Below are 13,677 nucleotides of genomic sequence, written 5' to 3'. Positions count from 1 at the left end.
GGTTCCTCGTCACTAAGGGGCGGACGGTTCACCGGCCCGGGCCGGATCACCGGGCCGGGGCGGCGTGGGGGACTGGTGGTCGCCGTCGTCGTCGGCGGCGAGCAGGGCGCGGGTGTACGGGTGGCCAGGCGCCGACCACAGGGCGGCGGTCGTGGCCTCCTCCACCACCCGTCCTTCGCGCAGCACCACGACCCGGTGCGCCAGGCGCCGTACGACGGCCAGGTCGTGGGAGATGAACAGGCAGGCGAGACCGAGGGTTTCGCGCAGTTCGGTGAGCAGGTCGAGGATCTGGGCCTGCACCGTGGTGTCCAGGGCCGAGGTCGGCTCGTCGCACACCAGCAGGTCGGGGCCGGTCGCCAGGGCCCGGGCGAGGGCGACGCGCTGGAGCTGCCCGCCGGACAGCTCACGCGGGTGGCGCCGGGCCAGCGCGGGGTCCAGGCCGACCCTGCGGAACAGGTCGGCGACGAGCGCGGGGCGCTCCCGGCGGGGTGTGCCGTGCACGCGCAGCGTGAAGGCGACCGCCTCACCGGCACGCAGCGCCGGGTTGAGTGAGCCGCCCGGCTGCTGCGGCACGAACTGGAGCCGGGCCCGGACGCGACGGCCGGTGCGCCCGCGCAGCCGGTGCGGCTCGTGCCCGTCGAAGCGCACGGTTCCCGCGTCGGGCGCGAGCAGCCCGAGGGCCAGCCGGGCCAGGGTCGACTTGCCGGACCCCGACTCACCGACGAGAGCGACGGTCTCCCTGCGGGTGACGGTGAGGGAGACGCCGTCCACGGCGAGGCGGCCGCGGCGGTAGCGCTTGGAGACGTTGTCGAGGCGGAGGAGCGAGGTGGGCGCCTGGTCGGCGGTGTTCTTGGCGGCGTCGGCCTCGGCGTCGACCCGATGGTCCTGGAGGGTCTCGCCCGGCTGCCGGTCGCCCGCGCCCCGCGGCAGCTCGGTATGCGTGCCCCGGCTCATCGCCGACCCCCTGGATGTGCCGCCACGAGGGCGGTGGTGTGCGGGTGTTCGGGGGCGGCGAGGACCGTGTCCGCCGGGCCGCTCTCGACGATCCGGCCCGACTGCATCACCGCCACCCGGTGGCCGATCCGGCGGGCCGCCCCGATGTCGTGGGTGACCAGGAGCAGCGAGGTGCCGCGCGCCGCGAGCAGATCGAGGACGCGGTTGCGGACCAGGGCGTCCAGCGCGGTGGTCGGTTCGTCGGCGATCAGCAGCCCGGGGGCGCAGGCGAGGGCCAGCGCGATCACGGCGCGCTGGCGCTGCCCGCCGGAGAGTTCGTGGGGAAAGCTGCGGGCCGCCCGGTCGGGGTCGGTGAGCCCGGCCGCGTCGAGGAGTACGGGGACGGTGTCGCGGGCCGCGCGACGGCCGACGGCCACTCGGTGGCGCCGTAGTACCTCGACGAGCTGGGCACCGATCCGGCGCAGCGGGTCGAGTCCGGCGTCCGGGTCCTGCGGGACGTAGCCGATACGGCGCCCCCGGACGTCGGACAGGGCCCGTTCGTCCAGGGTGCGCAGCTCGGTTCCGGACAGCAGCACGCTGCCCTCGACCCGGGCGCGCGGGCCGGGCAGCCCGAGGACGGTGCGCGCCAGGGTCGACTTGCCGCTGCCCGACTCACCCACCAGGACCAGGACTTCGCCGGGGTGCACGGTCAGGGACACCCCGTCCACGGCCCGCACCGCGCCGTGCGTGACGGTCAGATCCACCACGTCCAGCCGTTCCGGGGCGCTCATCGGCCGGCCTCCGTACGCAGCGTCCGGCCCGCCTCGGTGCCGCGGCGCAGGGCTTCGCCGAGGGCGTTGAAGACCACGGAGACCACCAGGATGGTGACGGCGGGCAGGACGGCCACCTCGGGACGGGTGAGCAGGCTGGGCCGCAACTCGTCGAGCATGGCGCCCCATTCGGCGGCGGGCGGCGGCACACCGAGGCCGAGGAAGGACAGCCCGGCGGCGTAGACGATGGCCAGGCCCACCAGAGAGGATGAGTAGACGAGCAGTACGGGGGCGACGACCGGGGCGACCTGGCGGACCGCGATGGTTCCCGCGCCCGCTCCGCTGACCCGGGCCGCCTCCAGATAGGCGGCGCTGCGGATGCGCTGCACCTCGGTGAAGGCGACGCGGGTGACCGCCGGAGTGAGCACGACCGAGAGGGAGACGACGGTGGTCACGAGCCCCGGCCGCATCACGGTGGCGACGGTGATCGCGAGCAGTACGCCCGGGAAGGCGTAGAGCACGTCGAGGGTGCGCAGCAGGGCGTGTTCGGTGCGCCGTCCGCCGAGACCCGCGGCGATGCCGAGCAGGCCCCCGGCGAGGGTGGCGACGACGACCGGCAGGACGCCGCCGAGCAGCGAGGGGCCCGCCGCGACGAGCAGGCGGCTGAGCATGTCCCGCCCCTGGGTGTCGGTGCCGAGCAGATGGCCCTCGCTGCCCGGGGGAAGCAGCCGTTCCCGGAGGCTGCCCGCCTCCGGGTCCTCGGGGGCGAGCAGCGGCCCGGCGAGGGCGACCAGTACGAGGGTCACCGCGAGCGCGGCGGACAGGGGCGGGCGTCGGCTCACAGCGCACCCCGCAGCCGGGGGTCGATGAGGGCGTGCGCGGTGTCGACGAGGATGTTGACGCCCACGAAGGCGACCGCGACGAGCAGCACGCCCGCCTGGATCAGCGGCAGGTCGCGCGCGGCGAGCGCGTCGTAGAGCAGACGGCCCAGGCCCGGCCAGGCGAACAGGGTCTCCACGAACACCACCCCCTCCAGGAGATAGGCCAGTTGGAGCCCGCCGATGGTGAGCAGCGCCGGGGCGGCGTTGTGTACGCAGTGCCGCAGTACGGCGGTGCGGCCAAGGCCCCGGGCGCGCAGCCCGTCGGCGAAGTCGGAGCGCAGGGTGGCGCCGAGGGCGGCGCCGAAGACGCGGGCGGTCAGGCCGAGCGGGACCAGGGCCGCCGCCACGGCGGGCAGGACGAGGTGGTGCAGCCGGTCGGCGAGTGTGCCGCCCGCGAACAGGTCCTGGGTGCCGCCTGCCGGGAACCAGCGCAGCTCGACCGCGAACACGGCGATGAGCAGCAGGGCGACCGCGTACTGCGGTGCCGACACGGCGAGCGTGCCCAGCGCGCGGGACAGCCTGGCCCCGGGTCCTTCCGGGCGGCCGGCACCGAGGGCGCCCAGCAGGACGCCGCCGGTGAGCACCAGCGCGAAAGCGGCCCCCGCGAGCAGCAGGCTCTGGCCCAGGGCGGGCAACAGCAGTTCTCCGACCGGCCGTTGGGAGGAGATGGACACACCGAGGTCGCCCTGCAGCGCGTGCCCGAGCCAGTGCCCGTAGCGGACCGGCAGCGGTTCGCCGAGCCCCAGCCGCTCGGTGAGCCGCTCGCGTGCCTCGGCGGGGGCGCCCGGTCCGAGCAGGGCGGCCACGGGGTCGCCGGGGACCAGGGCGACGGCGGCGAAGACGACGACGGTGACGCCGAAGAGCGTGGGGACGGCGAGCAGCAGACGCCGCAGCAGGTACCACCTCATCCGTCGGTCTCCCGGGGCAGACGCGGTCCGGTGGCCATGCGTGTGGTCCTTTCTGGGCTGGGGTGAGCGGTGCGCCGTGCGCCGTGCTCCGGCGGGTCCGTATGCCCGTCAGGGAGCGCGTCCGGTGCGTGCGCGCCGGGGCACTCCCGGCGCGCGGAGCGGGGGAGGGGAGCGCCGGGCGTCGCGACGGGGCGGACGGTGGCTGCGGGGGGGCAGGAGCAGAGTGCGCGAGCGCAAGGGGCCACAACCAGCCAGGCATTGATGCTGATACCCCTGGTCATAGGACCCGTCGTACAGAGGAAACACTTCCCTCATACGCCCGTGACCCGGAGCTCGTTGACCCCCGCCGAACGGCCGAATTACGCTGTTGCCATGGTCAGACGGCGAACCGGCTACACGCTGGTCGGTATCGGCGGCTCGTGGCACCGAAGGTGTTTCGACGAGTCGTGTCGTCCGTGTGCCGGGCGCTGACCTGACGGAACCTTCGTCAGCGCGCCCACTCCCCGATCCAGGTCGAACTGCCATCGCTGAGGGGACCACACGTGCCGCCGTACCGCCGTTTCTGCGTCAACTCCTCTGCCGTACGGGGGAGTTCACGGTGACGACCATGACCACCACGACCGCGTCCGGTGACCCCGGGTCCCTGCACGCGGAGATCGACAACCCCCTCGACATGATCGCCGGGCACCAGCTGCTCGCCGAGGGCGAGGAGCGGCCGGGCGGGCAACTGCCCTACCGCCGTTCCTGGGTCGCGTCCTGCGACTGCGGGCACCCCGCGTGTCCCGCGCCGGGAGTCCACCGCCGCACGCCGGTCACCCGGGTCTTCGTCGCCGAGCGCCATCCGGTGGCCAGCGCGGGACTGCGCGCCGTCCTGGGCTCCGACCCGGGCATCACGGTCGTCGGCAGCTCCGGGGACCCGCTGCGGCTGCTCGACGCGCTGCGCCGGGTCAAACCGGATGTGGTGCTGCTCGGCGCGGGCGGCGCGCTCGCCGAGGACCTGGCCCTGGTGGCGCGGCTGCGCGCCGTCGAACTGGTGCCCGAGGTAAGGGTGTTGCTGCTGCGGCGCGCGGAGACCACCGCCGAGGCGAGCCGGATGCTGCTCGCCGGTGCGAGCGGCTGCTTCCCGCTCGACCTGCCCGAGGACCGGATCATCCGGGCGGTGGGCATCGCGGGCGCGGGCGGCTGGGTGTTCCTGCCCGCGCCGCCCCCGGCCGGTGCCCAGGCGGCGATCCCGAGCCGGTACGTCACCGAGCCGTTGCCGCAGCACTGCGGGCTCACCGACCGGGAACGCCAGGTCCTCACCCAGCTCGCCCGCGGCCTCAGCAACGCCGAGATCGGACGCGAACTGGCCCTGGCCGAGGCCACGGTGAAGAAGCACCTCACCCATGCGATGCGCAAGATCGGGCAGTCCGACCGGCTGCGCGCGGCCCTGTACGCACACCGGCACGGACTCGGCTGACAGCGAACAGCTCCTGGTGCTGATCGTGTACGTGCGTCCGTTGTCCTCCAAGGCGCGCAACGCCGCCGACCCCGCCAAGCAGGACGCGATGCACCCTCGTGAAGAGGTGGACCGCCCGTCTGATGTGCGCGCTCCGTCAGCGGGGTGGCCAGGCTGCGGCGGCGGCTTGGCGGATTGCGGCGACGGTGGGGTGGTCGCGGTGGGCGGTGGCCCATGCGAGGGCCGAGGTGCTCGGGGGAAGGTCGGTGACGTTGACGTAGCTGACGCCGGGGCGGGGGAAGAATTCGCGGGCGGCGGCCGGCAGGAACGCCATCGCCCTGCCTTCTGCGACGACGTGCAGCAGCGCCTCCATGTCGGCCACGACCGGTCCGTAGCGGACGGGAGAGCCGTCTGGGCGGGGGTCGACGGCCCAGAAGTTCCACCATACGCGGGGGAGTTGCGGGGGAAGGTCGACGACGGGGTGGCCGGCGAGGTCGGCGAGGGTGATTTCGGGCCGGGAGGCCAGCGGGTCGCCGGCGGGCAGGCAGGCGATGCGTGGTTCGGTGGCCAGGTGCCGGATCTGGATGCCCGGGGGTACCGGCGGGCGCAGGAACGCCACGTCCACGTCGCCGTCGAGCAGTTCTCGCATGTGGTCGGCGAGGTGCTGGTTGCGCAGTTCCACGGTGAGTTCGGGGTAGCGGGCGCGCAGCTCCGCCAGGATGACCCGCGCGTGCCGCATCGACGACTCGGCGCCGATGGACCCCACGACGAGCCGCCCGGTGAGCTCGCGGTGCTGCGCCTCTGAGGACCGGCGCAGCCGTTCCATCGCCTCAATGACGTCGCGGACCTCCGGCAGGAGTGCCCGGCACGCGGCGGTGGCCTCCACGGTGCGGCTGCTGCGTACGAACAGGCCTACTCCCAGGTGCCGTTCGAGCACGGTGATCTGGCGGCTCAGTGCGGGCTGTGTGATGAACAGCCGGGCCGCCGCCCGGCCGAAGTGCAATTCCTCCGCGACCACCAGCAGCAGCCGCAGCTGATGCAGGGTCGGCTCCGAGCGGGGCGGCCAGGGGACGGGAGGTGGATCGCTCCCACGGTCTCCGCGCTTCGGGTCCGTCATAACCAGAAGTGTATGGATCGCAAGGTGTTTGTCATCGGCGGAAACGTAGTGGTGAAGCCCGCATTCGGCCAGGATCTGACACGTAGAACTCGACCATGCCGCAGGGCGGTTACGGCAAACGGCACTGGAAGTAAGAGGCGACACACCGCAGGGGATCCGCTGTCGGAGGCGGACTGACGAACGGGGAATCCAGTGAAGCGTTGGGTACGGAAGTCGGGCACGACGGTATCGGCAGTAGTGGCCGTCGCAGCATCAGTTCTGATGGCCCCTCAAGCGCAGGCGGTGCCGACAGGCACCATGCGGACCTGCGACGGTATGGACCCGAGCTCGTTGGAAAGCCCCTCGACGAAGAGGTCGGTACGAGCTGCCAGCGGCACCCTTTACGAGCTGCGCTACAGCAGCACAGCCGCCTGCGCGTGGGGCCGCATACAGTACGGGCACATGTACGACGAGCTCTGGGTCGACCGCGCACGGAGCCTGACGGATGCCAACGCAGGGCGTTGGGAACCGCAGTTGGGCTGGATGATGCTGGGGACAGATACCTGGGGTTACACGCCTGCCTACGATGACGACGGCATGGTCATGCGAGCCTGCGGCAGGTCCTGGGGGCAGGTCGTCTGCACCGGCTGGTATTAGAGGTTGTCCTCTCCCGTTGCTCTATCCCGGAATCAGCTGTTTGCCCGGGACTCGTCAAACTCCGGTACAGCCCGTCGGCGGGGCTCTCGGTAAGCCTCAAGCCGCCAATCCACTTGTCAGGTTGGCATCAGACACGCGCACTCATCTAACCCGGTGCTGTAGCGGAGAAGAAGAGCGTCGGCTCGGGCTCAGGGGTCTGCGCTCGCGCATGGCCGACACGATGCCGGCCGGAAGGCGTCTTTACGCCACAGTGACCAGTTTGTGATGGCGAGGTGCCACACAACCGCCTGAAATCAGATCAGCCGAGGGAAGGGACTCAACCATGACCAGTTTCCGCAGGCTCGTTGTCGCGCTGGCCGCCGCCAGTGCCCTGTTCGCGGGCGCCGGTGCCACCGCTCACGCCGCCGCACCCACTGCCGCGGGACCCGCCCAGACCCTCCACGTGGCGCCGGCCGCACCCACCGGCAACGGCGGCGGCACCACCTTCGGCGGCTACGCCCCTTCCGTCACGCCGGCGGTACAGACCTCCCACGTTGACGCCAACGGTTACTACCTGTGCAAGGTCGGCTACCTGTGCGCCCTGGCGTGGGACCCCACCACCACGAGCTGGAAAGTCTTCCACTTCTGGTACTGCGACTACTACGACCTGGCCTACTGGAACGGCGGCGGCTACTACCTCAACCAGCAGACCAACCACGCCCAGGCGATCTTCTACAACAGCAGCTGGAGCGAGGTCACCTACGCCAACGCGGACGGCGTTCAGCGCTGGCAGGACTGGAACCCCGTCTACCACATCAGGAGCTGCGGCTAGGTGTATTGATCACGAGCATTGTTGACGCTTGGGCTTGATCATGGCGGAGACCTCCGGTGTGGTGGACGTGTCGAGTCTTCACCGCGCGGAGGTCTTCGTGTCCCACCGAGACCCCACCCGGACCACCAACTGATCACGACTCAATACGTGCCCTGGAGGCACGGACACACAAGGGCGGGCACCTTCGGGTGCCCGCCCTTTCGCGTATCGCGGCCGGGCGACCCGGGGGCGACCTTCGGAGCAGTTCCCGGGCTCCGATCGTCGCCGCCGGCGCCGCCTTTCGGGGCTTCTGGCGCGGTGACCTGGTCCCTAGCGTTTCCGGTCAACAGGACCCGACCGGTCCGCTCCCCACTGCGAAGGAGTTCGAGATGAGCGATGCGCCCGCAGGAGGCATCGCGCGCGGCGATTCCGACGGGGTTCCGGCGACCACCGCGGACGACAGTGCCGGGGCCCGGGAGACCGGACACCCCGTCACCACCCTACTGGGCCGCGAGCACCCGCCAGAGCCCCGTCCTCCCTCCGCCAATCCGCTGCGCAACACCTACCGGACCATGCCGGAGGCCGAACGGTCCGCGCTGTGGCGGCAGCGGCTGCACGAGGCGGAGGCCGGTCTGACCCGGCTGCTCGCCGAGCGTCACGTCAACAACCGCCATCTGTCCGACTGGTTCGCCCTCCAGGCCGAGATCTTCGCGGACCTGCCGGACCCCTCGGACGGTCCCCTCGGCTGGCAGCGCGTCTTCTTCCGCGGCCAGGCCCTCATGGAACGCTTCCTGGTGATCCGCTACGGCGAACAGGTACTCGCCGACTGGGCCCGGGCCATCTCCGCGGTGCACTCCGACGTGGAGCCCGACCACGGCCGGGGCGCCGCCGACCCCGTGCACCGCATCGCCCGGCAGGCCGAACTGTACGGATCCGACTACGAGTTCGACGACGACACCGCATCCGGCGCCGCCGACCGGGCCGCCCTGACCATCACCCACTGCGCGATCTGGGACTACCGCGAGAAGGCCCGCCGCTCCGGCGTCCGCATCACCCTGGCCTCACCCTGCACGTACTGCACCAAGGCCCTGTCCGCGAACATCCGCGCCAAGGGCTTCGAGCCCTCCCACAGCCTGCGCACCGGACCCACCGGGCACGGCTGCCGCTGGGAGGCCACCGCCCCGCGGGACCTGCCCGCCGACCCTTCCGGGGAGCGGTGATGTGCGGAGTCACCGGATGGCTCGACTGGGCCACCGACCTGCGGACCCACCGCGCCACCGTCGCGAGGATGGCCGAAACCCTCGCCTGCCGCGGCCCGGACGCCTCCGGCACCTGGGTCTCCCGGCACGTCGCGCTCGGCCACCGCAGGCTGTCCGTCATCGACCTCGACGGCGGCGCCCAGCCGCTTGAGGCCGATCACACGGTCCTCACCTACAACGGCGAGCTGTACAACCACACCGAACTGCGGCGGGAGTTGACCGGTCTCGGTCACACCTTCCGTACCCGCTCCGACACCGAGGTCGTCCTGCGCGCCCATCTGCAGTGGGGCGCGGACGCCCCGCGGCGCTTCAACGGCATCTTCGGCTACGCGCTGTGGGACGCACGGACCGAGGAACTGCTCCTGGTCCGCGACCACTTGGGCATCAAGCCGCTGTACTGGCACGTTCACGGGACCGGTGTCCTGTTCGGGTCCGAGCCGAAGGCCGTGCTCGCTCACCCGGACTTCCGGGCCGAGCTGGACGCCGAGGGCATCGCCGAACTGTTCGCGCTGCCCGCCGCGCCCACGGCCGGGCACGGCCTCTTCCGGGGCCTGCGCGAGGTGCGCCCCGGCCATCTGGTCCGGGTACGGCGCTCGGTGACCCGCGAGACGCGGTACTGGCACCTGGAGTCGGCGCCGCACACCGACGACGCGGCGACCACCCGGCACACGGTGCGCGAGCTCCTCGCCGACGCGGTGGAACGCCAGTTGATGAGCGACGTACCGCTGTGCACGCTGCTGTCCGGCGGCGTCGACTCCAGCGCCATCACCGCACTCGCCGCGCTGGCCCGGGAACGCGCCGGGCAGGGCAAGGTGAGCAGCTTCTCGGTGGACTTCCCCGGCAGCGCGGACCGGGCGCCCGACGACTGGCGCACCGGAGCCGACGCCCCGTTCGTCAAGGCCGCCGCCGAGCACATCGGCAGCCTGCACACCTCGGTCCTCATCCCCGACGACGACCTCCTCGACGCCCGGCAGGCCGTACTGCGAGCCCGGGACAGGCCCGGCTGGGGCGAGATGGACGCCTCGCTGCACCTGCTCTTCCGCGAGGTGCGCCGACGCTCCACGGTCGCCCTGTCCGGGGAGGCCGCCGACGAGATCTTTGGCGGCTACCCCTACTTCCACGACCCGGCCGCCCGCGCCGCCGAAACCTTCCCCTGGCTGCACGGCCGCACCACCCCGGCCGCGCTGCTGCGCCCGGAGGTACGCGCCGAGGTCCGGCCCGAGGAGTACACCGCCGAGCAGTACCGGGCCACGCTGGCCCAGACCCCTGCGCTGCCCGGCGAGAGCGACGAGGACCGCCGGGTCCGCGAGTTGTTCCACCTGGCGCTGACCCGCTGGCTGCCGCCCCTGCTGGAGCGGGTCGACCGGGTCAGCATGTCGGTCGGTCTCGAAGTGCGGGTGCCGTTCTGCGACCACCGGCTGGTGGAGTACGCGTGGAACGTGCCCTGGTCCCTCAAGGCGCCGGACGGACGGCCCAAGGGGCTGCTGCGGGACGCGGTACGCGATCTGCTGCCGCCCCAGGTGGCCGACCGGCCCAAGAGCGGCTACCCCTCGACACCGGCCGTGCGCTACACCGAGGTGCTCACCGAGCGGGCCCACGATCTGCTCGCCGACCCCGCGGCCCCGGTGTTCGACCTGGTCGACCGGGAGACCGTACGCCGGGCGCTGGCCGAGGGCCGTACCCTGCCCAGTCCGCGCACCGCGCCCAACCCGGTGGGCGGCCTCGACCACCTGGTACAGGTCGACGAGTGGCTGCGCGCCTACCGGGTGGGGCTGCGGTGAGCGCCCCGCACACCGGCGCCTCGGCCCGCGCGGTCGGGCCGCACGCCGGGCCGCACGCCGGGCCGCACGCGGGGTCCCACGCCGGGGCGCAGGCCGGAGCGCCTTCTGGCCCGCACACCGGAGCGCTCCCTGATCCGCACGCCGTGGCGCGCCCCGGCCCGCACGGTCAGGCCACCGCCGACGCCTTCCGCGCCGCCGCCCGCCGCTGGAGTACCGGGGTCGCCGTGGTCACCGCCCGGCACGGCGAGGAGGTCTTCGCCAAGACGGTCTCCTCGCTGGTCACCCTCTCCCTCGACCCGCTCCTGGTCACCGTCGCGGTCAACGCCCGCAGCCCCCTCGCCGAGGCGGTCCGCGCCGACGGCCGGTACGCGGTGTCGGTCCTCGCCCGCCACCAGGAGCCGCTGGCCCGGCAGTTCGCCGCACCGGGATCCGGTCGCCCCCTCGGCCCGTTCGCCGCGGCGGCGATGCGCCCGCGGACCACCGGAACACCCGTCCTCGACGACTGTCTGGCCTGGTTCGACTGCCGGTTGCACGCCGTGCTGCCCGGCGGCGACCACGCCGTCCTGGTCGGACAGGTCGCCGCCGCGGACGCGGTGCCCGGCGAGCCGCTCCTCTACCACCACGGCGAGTACCACTCGCTGGCCCGCCCGCCCATACCCTCCACGGGAGCCCGCACATGACCCTCCTGGACACCTCCGCCGCCACCGGCCGGGGGCTGCTCACCGGCGACCGGTACCGCGCCGAACTCGACGACGGCCGGGAGCTGTACCTCGACGGAAAGCGGGTGGCGGACCCCGCCGGGCACCCCGCCTTCCGCCCCGCGGCCGACGCCCTCGCCGACCTGCTCGACCTCCAACACGACCCCCAGCACCGGGAGTTGCTCACCTACCAGGACCCCGAGAGCGGGCAGCGGCTGGCCCGCGCCTACCAGCCGCCCACCACCCTCGAAGAACTGCGGCTGCAGCGCCGCAGCGCCGAGTTCTGGCACGCCAATGCCTTTGGCCAGCACGGCCGTTCACCCGCCTTCATGGCCTCGATCGCCGTCGGCGTCTACGACTTCCGCAACCTCCTGGACAAGTCCCGGCCGGGCTTCGGCGCCAACGCGGCGGCCTGGTACCGGCACTGCGCCACCAACGACCTGGTGCTCTCGCACGCGCTCGGCGACCCCCAGATCGACCGCTCCGCCGACCCGGTGGACGACCCGGACCTCGCCCTGCGGGTCCTGGAGGAGAACGACCGCGGCATCGTCGTACGCGGCGCCAAGCAGCTCACCACGCTCGCGCCGCTCGCCCACGAAGTCCTCGTCTATCTGTCCGCGTCGTTCACCCAGCGGCGCGGCGAACAGTTCGTCGTCTGGTTCGCGCTGCCCCTGAACGCCCCCGGCCTGGTGACGCTGTGCCGGGAGCCGCTGGGCGCCGAAACCTGGGGCCACGCACATCCGTTGGGCGCCCGCTACGACGAGCAGGACGCCATGCTCTTCTTCGACGACGTCCTCGTCCCCTGGGACCGGGTCTTCCTGCTCAAGGACGCCGACCTGGCCCGTACCGGACTCGGCCGGATCAACGCCTGGTCCGCGTACATCGGGCACGTCCGTTACCGGGAGCGGCTGCGCACCCTGCTCGCCACCGCCACCCTGGTGGCCGAGAGCATCGGCGTCGACGGCTTCCGCAACATCCAGGAGGACCTCGGCCGCCTCGCCTCGTACGCCGAACTGACCGAGATCTTCCTCGACGCGGCCGAGGCCCGCGCCACCGTCACCGACGGCGGGCTGCTCGCCCCCGGTGACACTGCCGCCAGCCGGGTCTGGTCGGCCGAGGTGGCCGACAGCGCGGTGGACGTGCTGCGCCGCATCGGCGCCTCGGGACTGCTGATCCAGCCCACCGAGAAGGACCTCGAACACGACAGGCTGCGCCCCCTCCTGGACCGCTACATGCGCGGCAAGGGCATCGACGCCGCGCGCAAGTCCCGGCTGCTGCGGCTGGCCTGGGAACTGACCGGCGACGGTTTCGGCCAGCGCCAGCACCTCTACGAACTGGTCCACCGCGGCGACCTCGCCCGCAACCGGATCAACCTCTTCAAGCGGTACGACCAGAGCGAGGTCCGGCGCCGCCTGGAGGACTTCATCGCCGCCCCGACCTCAGCCGCCTCGGCCGTACCCCCCGTCGTCGCCGACTCGGCCGTACCCGTCGTCCCCGCCGCCTCGGCCGTCCCCGCCGACCCGGCAGCCACCCGTGAGGAGCACTCGTGACCCTGTCCGGCACCGAAGCCCAGGCCCGTACCCTCGGCGGGTACGACGACGCCAGCAGACTGCGCCAGGTCCACGACCGCGACTGGGTGCTCGACCGGGTCACCGGCGAGCCCGAGGTACTGGTCGATCTCGGCAGCGGCATAGGGCAGTTGCTCCAGGCGGCACTCGAACGCCACCCCTCGCTGCGGCTGGCCGTGGGCCTGGAACGCTCCGAGCACCGGATCGCCGAGGCGGGCGAACGGCTGCGCCCGTACGCCTCCCGGGTGGCCCTGCACCAGGCCGACCTCACCGCTCCCGCGCCACTGCCGCACCGGGCCGACGTGGTGACGATGACCTCGGTACTGCACTGGCTGTTCCCGGTCGAACAACGGGTACTGGCATGGGTGCGCGACCATCTCGCACCCGGTGGCAGCTTCCTGCTCACCACCTACCACCCCGCGCGCGACGAGCACGGACTCGGTGGCGAGGACGACATCGTCCGGGAGGCCCTGACCGGCCTCGGCATCGCACCCGAGGCGGTACCCGGACTGCTCGCCGACCGCGGCGTCCTGCCGATCGCCACCCGCACCCGCCCCGAGGACGAACTCGCCTCACTGCTCGGCGAGTTCTTCACCGTCGACACCTGGTGGGAGCGGGAGGCGACGGTCACGGTCGGGGAGGCGGCGCAGTACGAGCACTTCCACGCGGCCACCTTCGGCGACTACTACGCCTCGGTTCTCGAACCCGGGCTGCGCGCGGAGTTCTTCCGGGCCGTCGGCCGGGCGGGCTGGCGGCGGCAGCAGGAGCGGGGACGGGTGAGCGCGATGCCGGTGCGGCTGTGGCGGCTCGTCCCGCGCGGCCAAGACAGCGCACAGCCAAGACAGCGCACAGACACGACCTGAGGCCTGTCGTTCGGATCCGGCTGTCAACAGCGTGT

At 72.7% G+C, this 13,677-nt stretch carries 13 protein-coding genes; 8 read left to right on the top strand and 5 right to left on the bottom strand.

The annotated features are described in order from the left end of the window. Positions 1–12: 12 nt before the first annotated feature. The 4 genes from HUT18_RS33520 to HUT18_RS33260 are packed head-to-tail and all read right to left on the bottom strand — an operon-like array spanning position 13 to position 3,492. Positions 13–954 (bottom strand): ABC transporter ATP-binding protein, encoded by a 942-nt coding sequence (locus HUT18_RS33520; RefSeq protein ID WP_254878433.1) that lies wholly within the window; start codon positions 952–954, stop codon positions 13–15. Further along, positions 951–1,724: an ABC transporter ATP-binding protein gene (locus HUT18_RS33515; protein WP_254878432.1), complete on the bottom strand. Its 774-nt coding sequence runs from the start codon at positions 1,722–1,724 to the stop codon at positions 951–953. Before HUT18_RS33515 ends, HUT18_RS33520 begins: the two co-directional genes overlap by 4 nt. Then, positions 1,721–2,545 (bottom strand): ABC transporter permease, encoded by an 825-nt coding sequence (locus HUT18_RS33265; protein WP_217710463.1) that lies wholly within the window; start codon positions 2,543–2,545, stop codon positions 1,721–1,723. The genes HUT18_RS33515 and HUT18_RS33265 overlap by 4 nt, the downstream gene beginning before the upstream one ends. Next, positions 2,542–3,492 carry an ABC transporter permease gene (locus HUT18_RS33260; RefSeq protein WP_217710462.1) on the bottom strand — a complete coding sequence of 317 codons (951 nt, stop codon included), beginning with the start codon at positions 3,490–3,492 and terminating at the stop codon, positions 2,542–2,544. The genes HUT18_RS33265 and HUT18_RS33260 overlap by 4 nt, the downstream gene beginning before the upstream one ends. Positions 3,493–4,099: 607 nt before the next feature. Between HUT18_RS33260 and HUT18_RS05355 the strand changes: the two genes are divergently transcribed. Next, entirely contained in the window at positions 4,100–4,951 is an 852-nt protein-coding gene (locus HUT18_RS05355) for a response regulator transcription factor (protein ID WP_176098279.1), read from the top strand. A gap of 136 nt (positions 4,952–5,087) precedes the next feature. Here HUT18_RS05355 and HUT18_RS05350 read toward each other — a convergent pair whose 3' ends face one another. Next, a complete protein-coding gene (locus HUT18_RS05350) occupies positions 5,088–6,047 on the bottom strand; it encodes a LysR family transcriptional regulator (RefSeq protein WP_176098277.1) in 960 nt (319 codons plus the stop codon). Positions 6,048–6,488: 441 nt separating this feature from the next. Here HUT18_RS05350 and HUT18_RS34280 point away from each other — a divergent pair, with 441 nt between their 5' ends. From HUT18_RS34280 to HUT18_RS05315, 7 genes are all read left to right on the top strand, one after another. Beyond that, a complete protein-coding gene (locus tag HUT18_RS34280) occupies positions 6,489–6,683 on the top strand; it encodes a hypothetical protein (protein WP_254878431.1) in 195 nt (64 codons plus the stop codon). 322 nt (positions 6,684–7,005) lie between these two features. Next, entirely contained in the window at positions 7,006–7,494 is a 489-nt protein-coding gene (locus HUT18_RS05340; protein ID WP_176098273.1) for a hypothetical protein, read from the top strand. A gap of 368 nt (positions 7,495–7,862) precedes the next feature. Beyond that, positions 7,863–8,693: a hypothetical protein gene (locus tag HUT18_RS05335; protein WP_176098271.1), complete on the top strand. Its 831-nt coding sequence runs from the start codon at positions 7,863–7,865 to the stop codon at positions 8,691–8,693. Then, the gene (gene asnB / locus HUT18_RS05330) at positions 8,693–10,513 is read left to right on the top strand and encodes an asparagine synthase (glutamine-hydrolyzing) (protein ID WP_176098269.1); all 1,821 of its coding nucleotides are present in this window, start codon (positions 8,693–8,695) and stop codon (positions 10,511–10,513) included. The genes HUT18_RS05335 and asnB overlap by 1 nt, the downstream gene beginning before the upstream one ends. Beyond that, the gene (locus HUT18_RS05325) at positions 10,510–11,193 is read left to right on the top strand and encodes a flavin reductase family protein (RefSeq protein ID WP_176098267.1); all 684 of its coding nucleotides are present in this window, start codon (positions 10,510–10,512) and stop codon (positions 11,191–11,193) included. The genes asnB and HUT18_RS05325 overlap by 4 nt, the downstream gene beginning before the upstream one ends. After that, positions 11,190–12,761 (top strand): 4-hydroxyphenylacetate 3-hydroxylase N-terminal domain-containing protein, encoded by a 1,572-nt coding sequence (locus HUT18_RS05320; RefSeq protein WP_176098266.1) that lies wholly within the window; start codon positions 11,190–11,192, stop codon positions 12,759–12,761. Before HUT18_RS05325 ends, HUT18_RS05320 begins: the two co-directional genes overlap by 4 nt. Next, positions 12,758–13,642, top strand: a complete 885-nt coding sequence (locus HUT18_RS05315; protein ID WP_176098264.1) for a trans-aconitate 2-methyltransferase — start codon at positions 12,758–12,760, stop codon at positions 13,640–13,642. Before HUT18_RS05320 ends, HUT18_RS05315 begins: the two co-directional genes overlap by 4 nt. Positions 13,643–13,677 lie beyond the last annotated feature (35 nt).

The sequence above is a fragment of the Streptomyces sp. NA04227 genome (assembly GCF_013364195.1).
Taxonomy (GTDB): domain Bacteria; phylum Actinomycetota; class Actinomycetes; order Streptomycetales; family Streptomycetaceae; genus Streptomyces.
The sequence above is the reverse complement of the archived record's forward strand: the minus strand, read 5'-3'. Positions and strand labels throughout refer to the sequence as shown.

Bases quoted from the DNA above. Each gene is read 5' to 3' on its own strand.
- HUT18_RS33520 (WP_254878433.1), bottom strand. From the start codon at position 954: ATGAGCCGGGGCACGCATACCGAGCTGCCGCGGGGCGCGGGCGACCGG.
- HUT18_RS05340 (WP_176098273.1), top strand. From the start codon at position 7,006: ATGACCAGTTTCCGCAGGCTCGTTGTCGCGCTGGCCGCCGCCAGTGCC.
- HUT18_RS05335 (WP_176098271.1), top strand. From the start codon at position 7,863: ATGAGCGATGCGCCCGCAGGAGGCATCGCGCGCGGCGATTCCGACGGG.
- HUT18_RS05320 (WP_176098266.1), top strand. From the start codon at position 11,190: ATGACCCTCCTGGACACCTCCGCCGCCACCGGCCGGGGGCTGCTCACC.
- HUT18_RS33515 (WP_254878432.1), bottom strand. From the start codon at position 1,724: ATGAGCGCCCCGGAACGGCTGGACGTGGTGGATCTGACCGTCACGCAC.
- HUT18_RS34280 (WP_254878431.1), top strand. From the start codon at position 6,489: ATGTACGACGAGCTCTGGGTCGACCGCGCACGGAGCCTGACGGATGCC.
- asnB (WP_176098269.1), top strand. From the start codon at position 8,693: ATGTGCGGAGTCACCGGATGGCTCGACTGGGCCACCGACCTGCGGACC.
- HUT18_RS05355 (WP_176098279.1), top strand. From the start codon at position 4,100: ATGACCACCACGACCGCGTCCGGTGACCCCGGGTCCCTGCACGCGGAG.
- HUT18_RS05350 (WP_176098277.1), bottom strand. From the start codon at position 6,047: ATGACGGACCCGAAGCGCGGAGACCGTGGGAGCGATCCACCTCCCGTC.
- HUT18_RS33260 (WP_217710462.1), bottom strand. From the start codon at position 3,492: ATGAGGTGGTACCTGCTGCGGCGTCTGCTGCTCGCCGTCCCCACGCTC.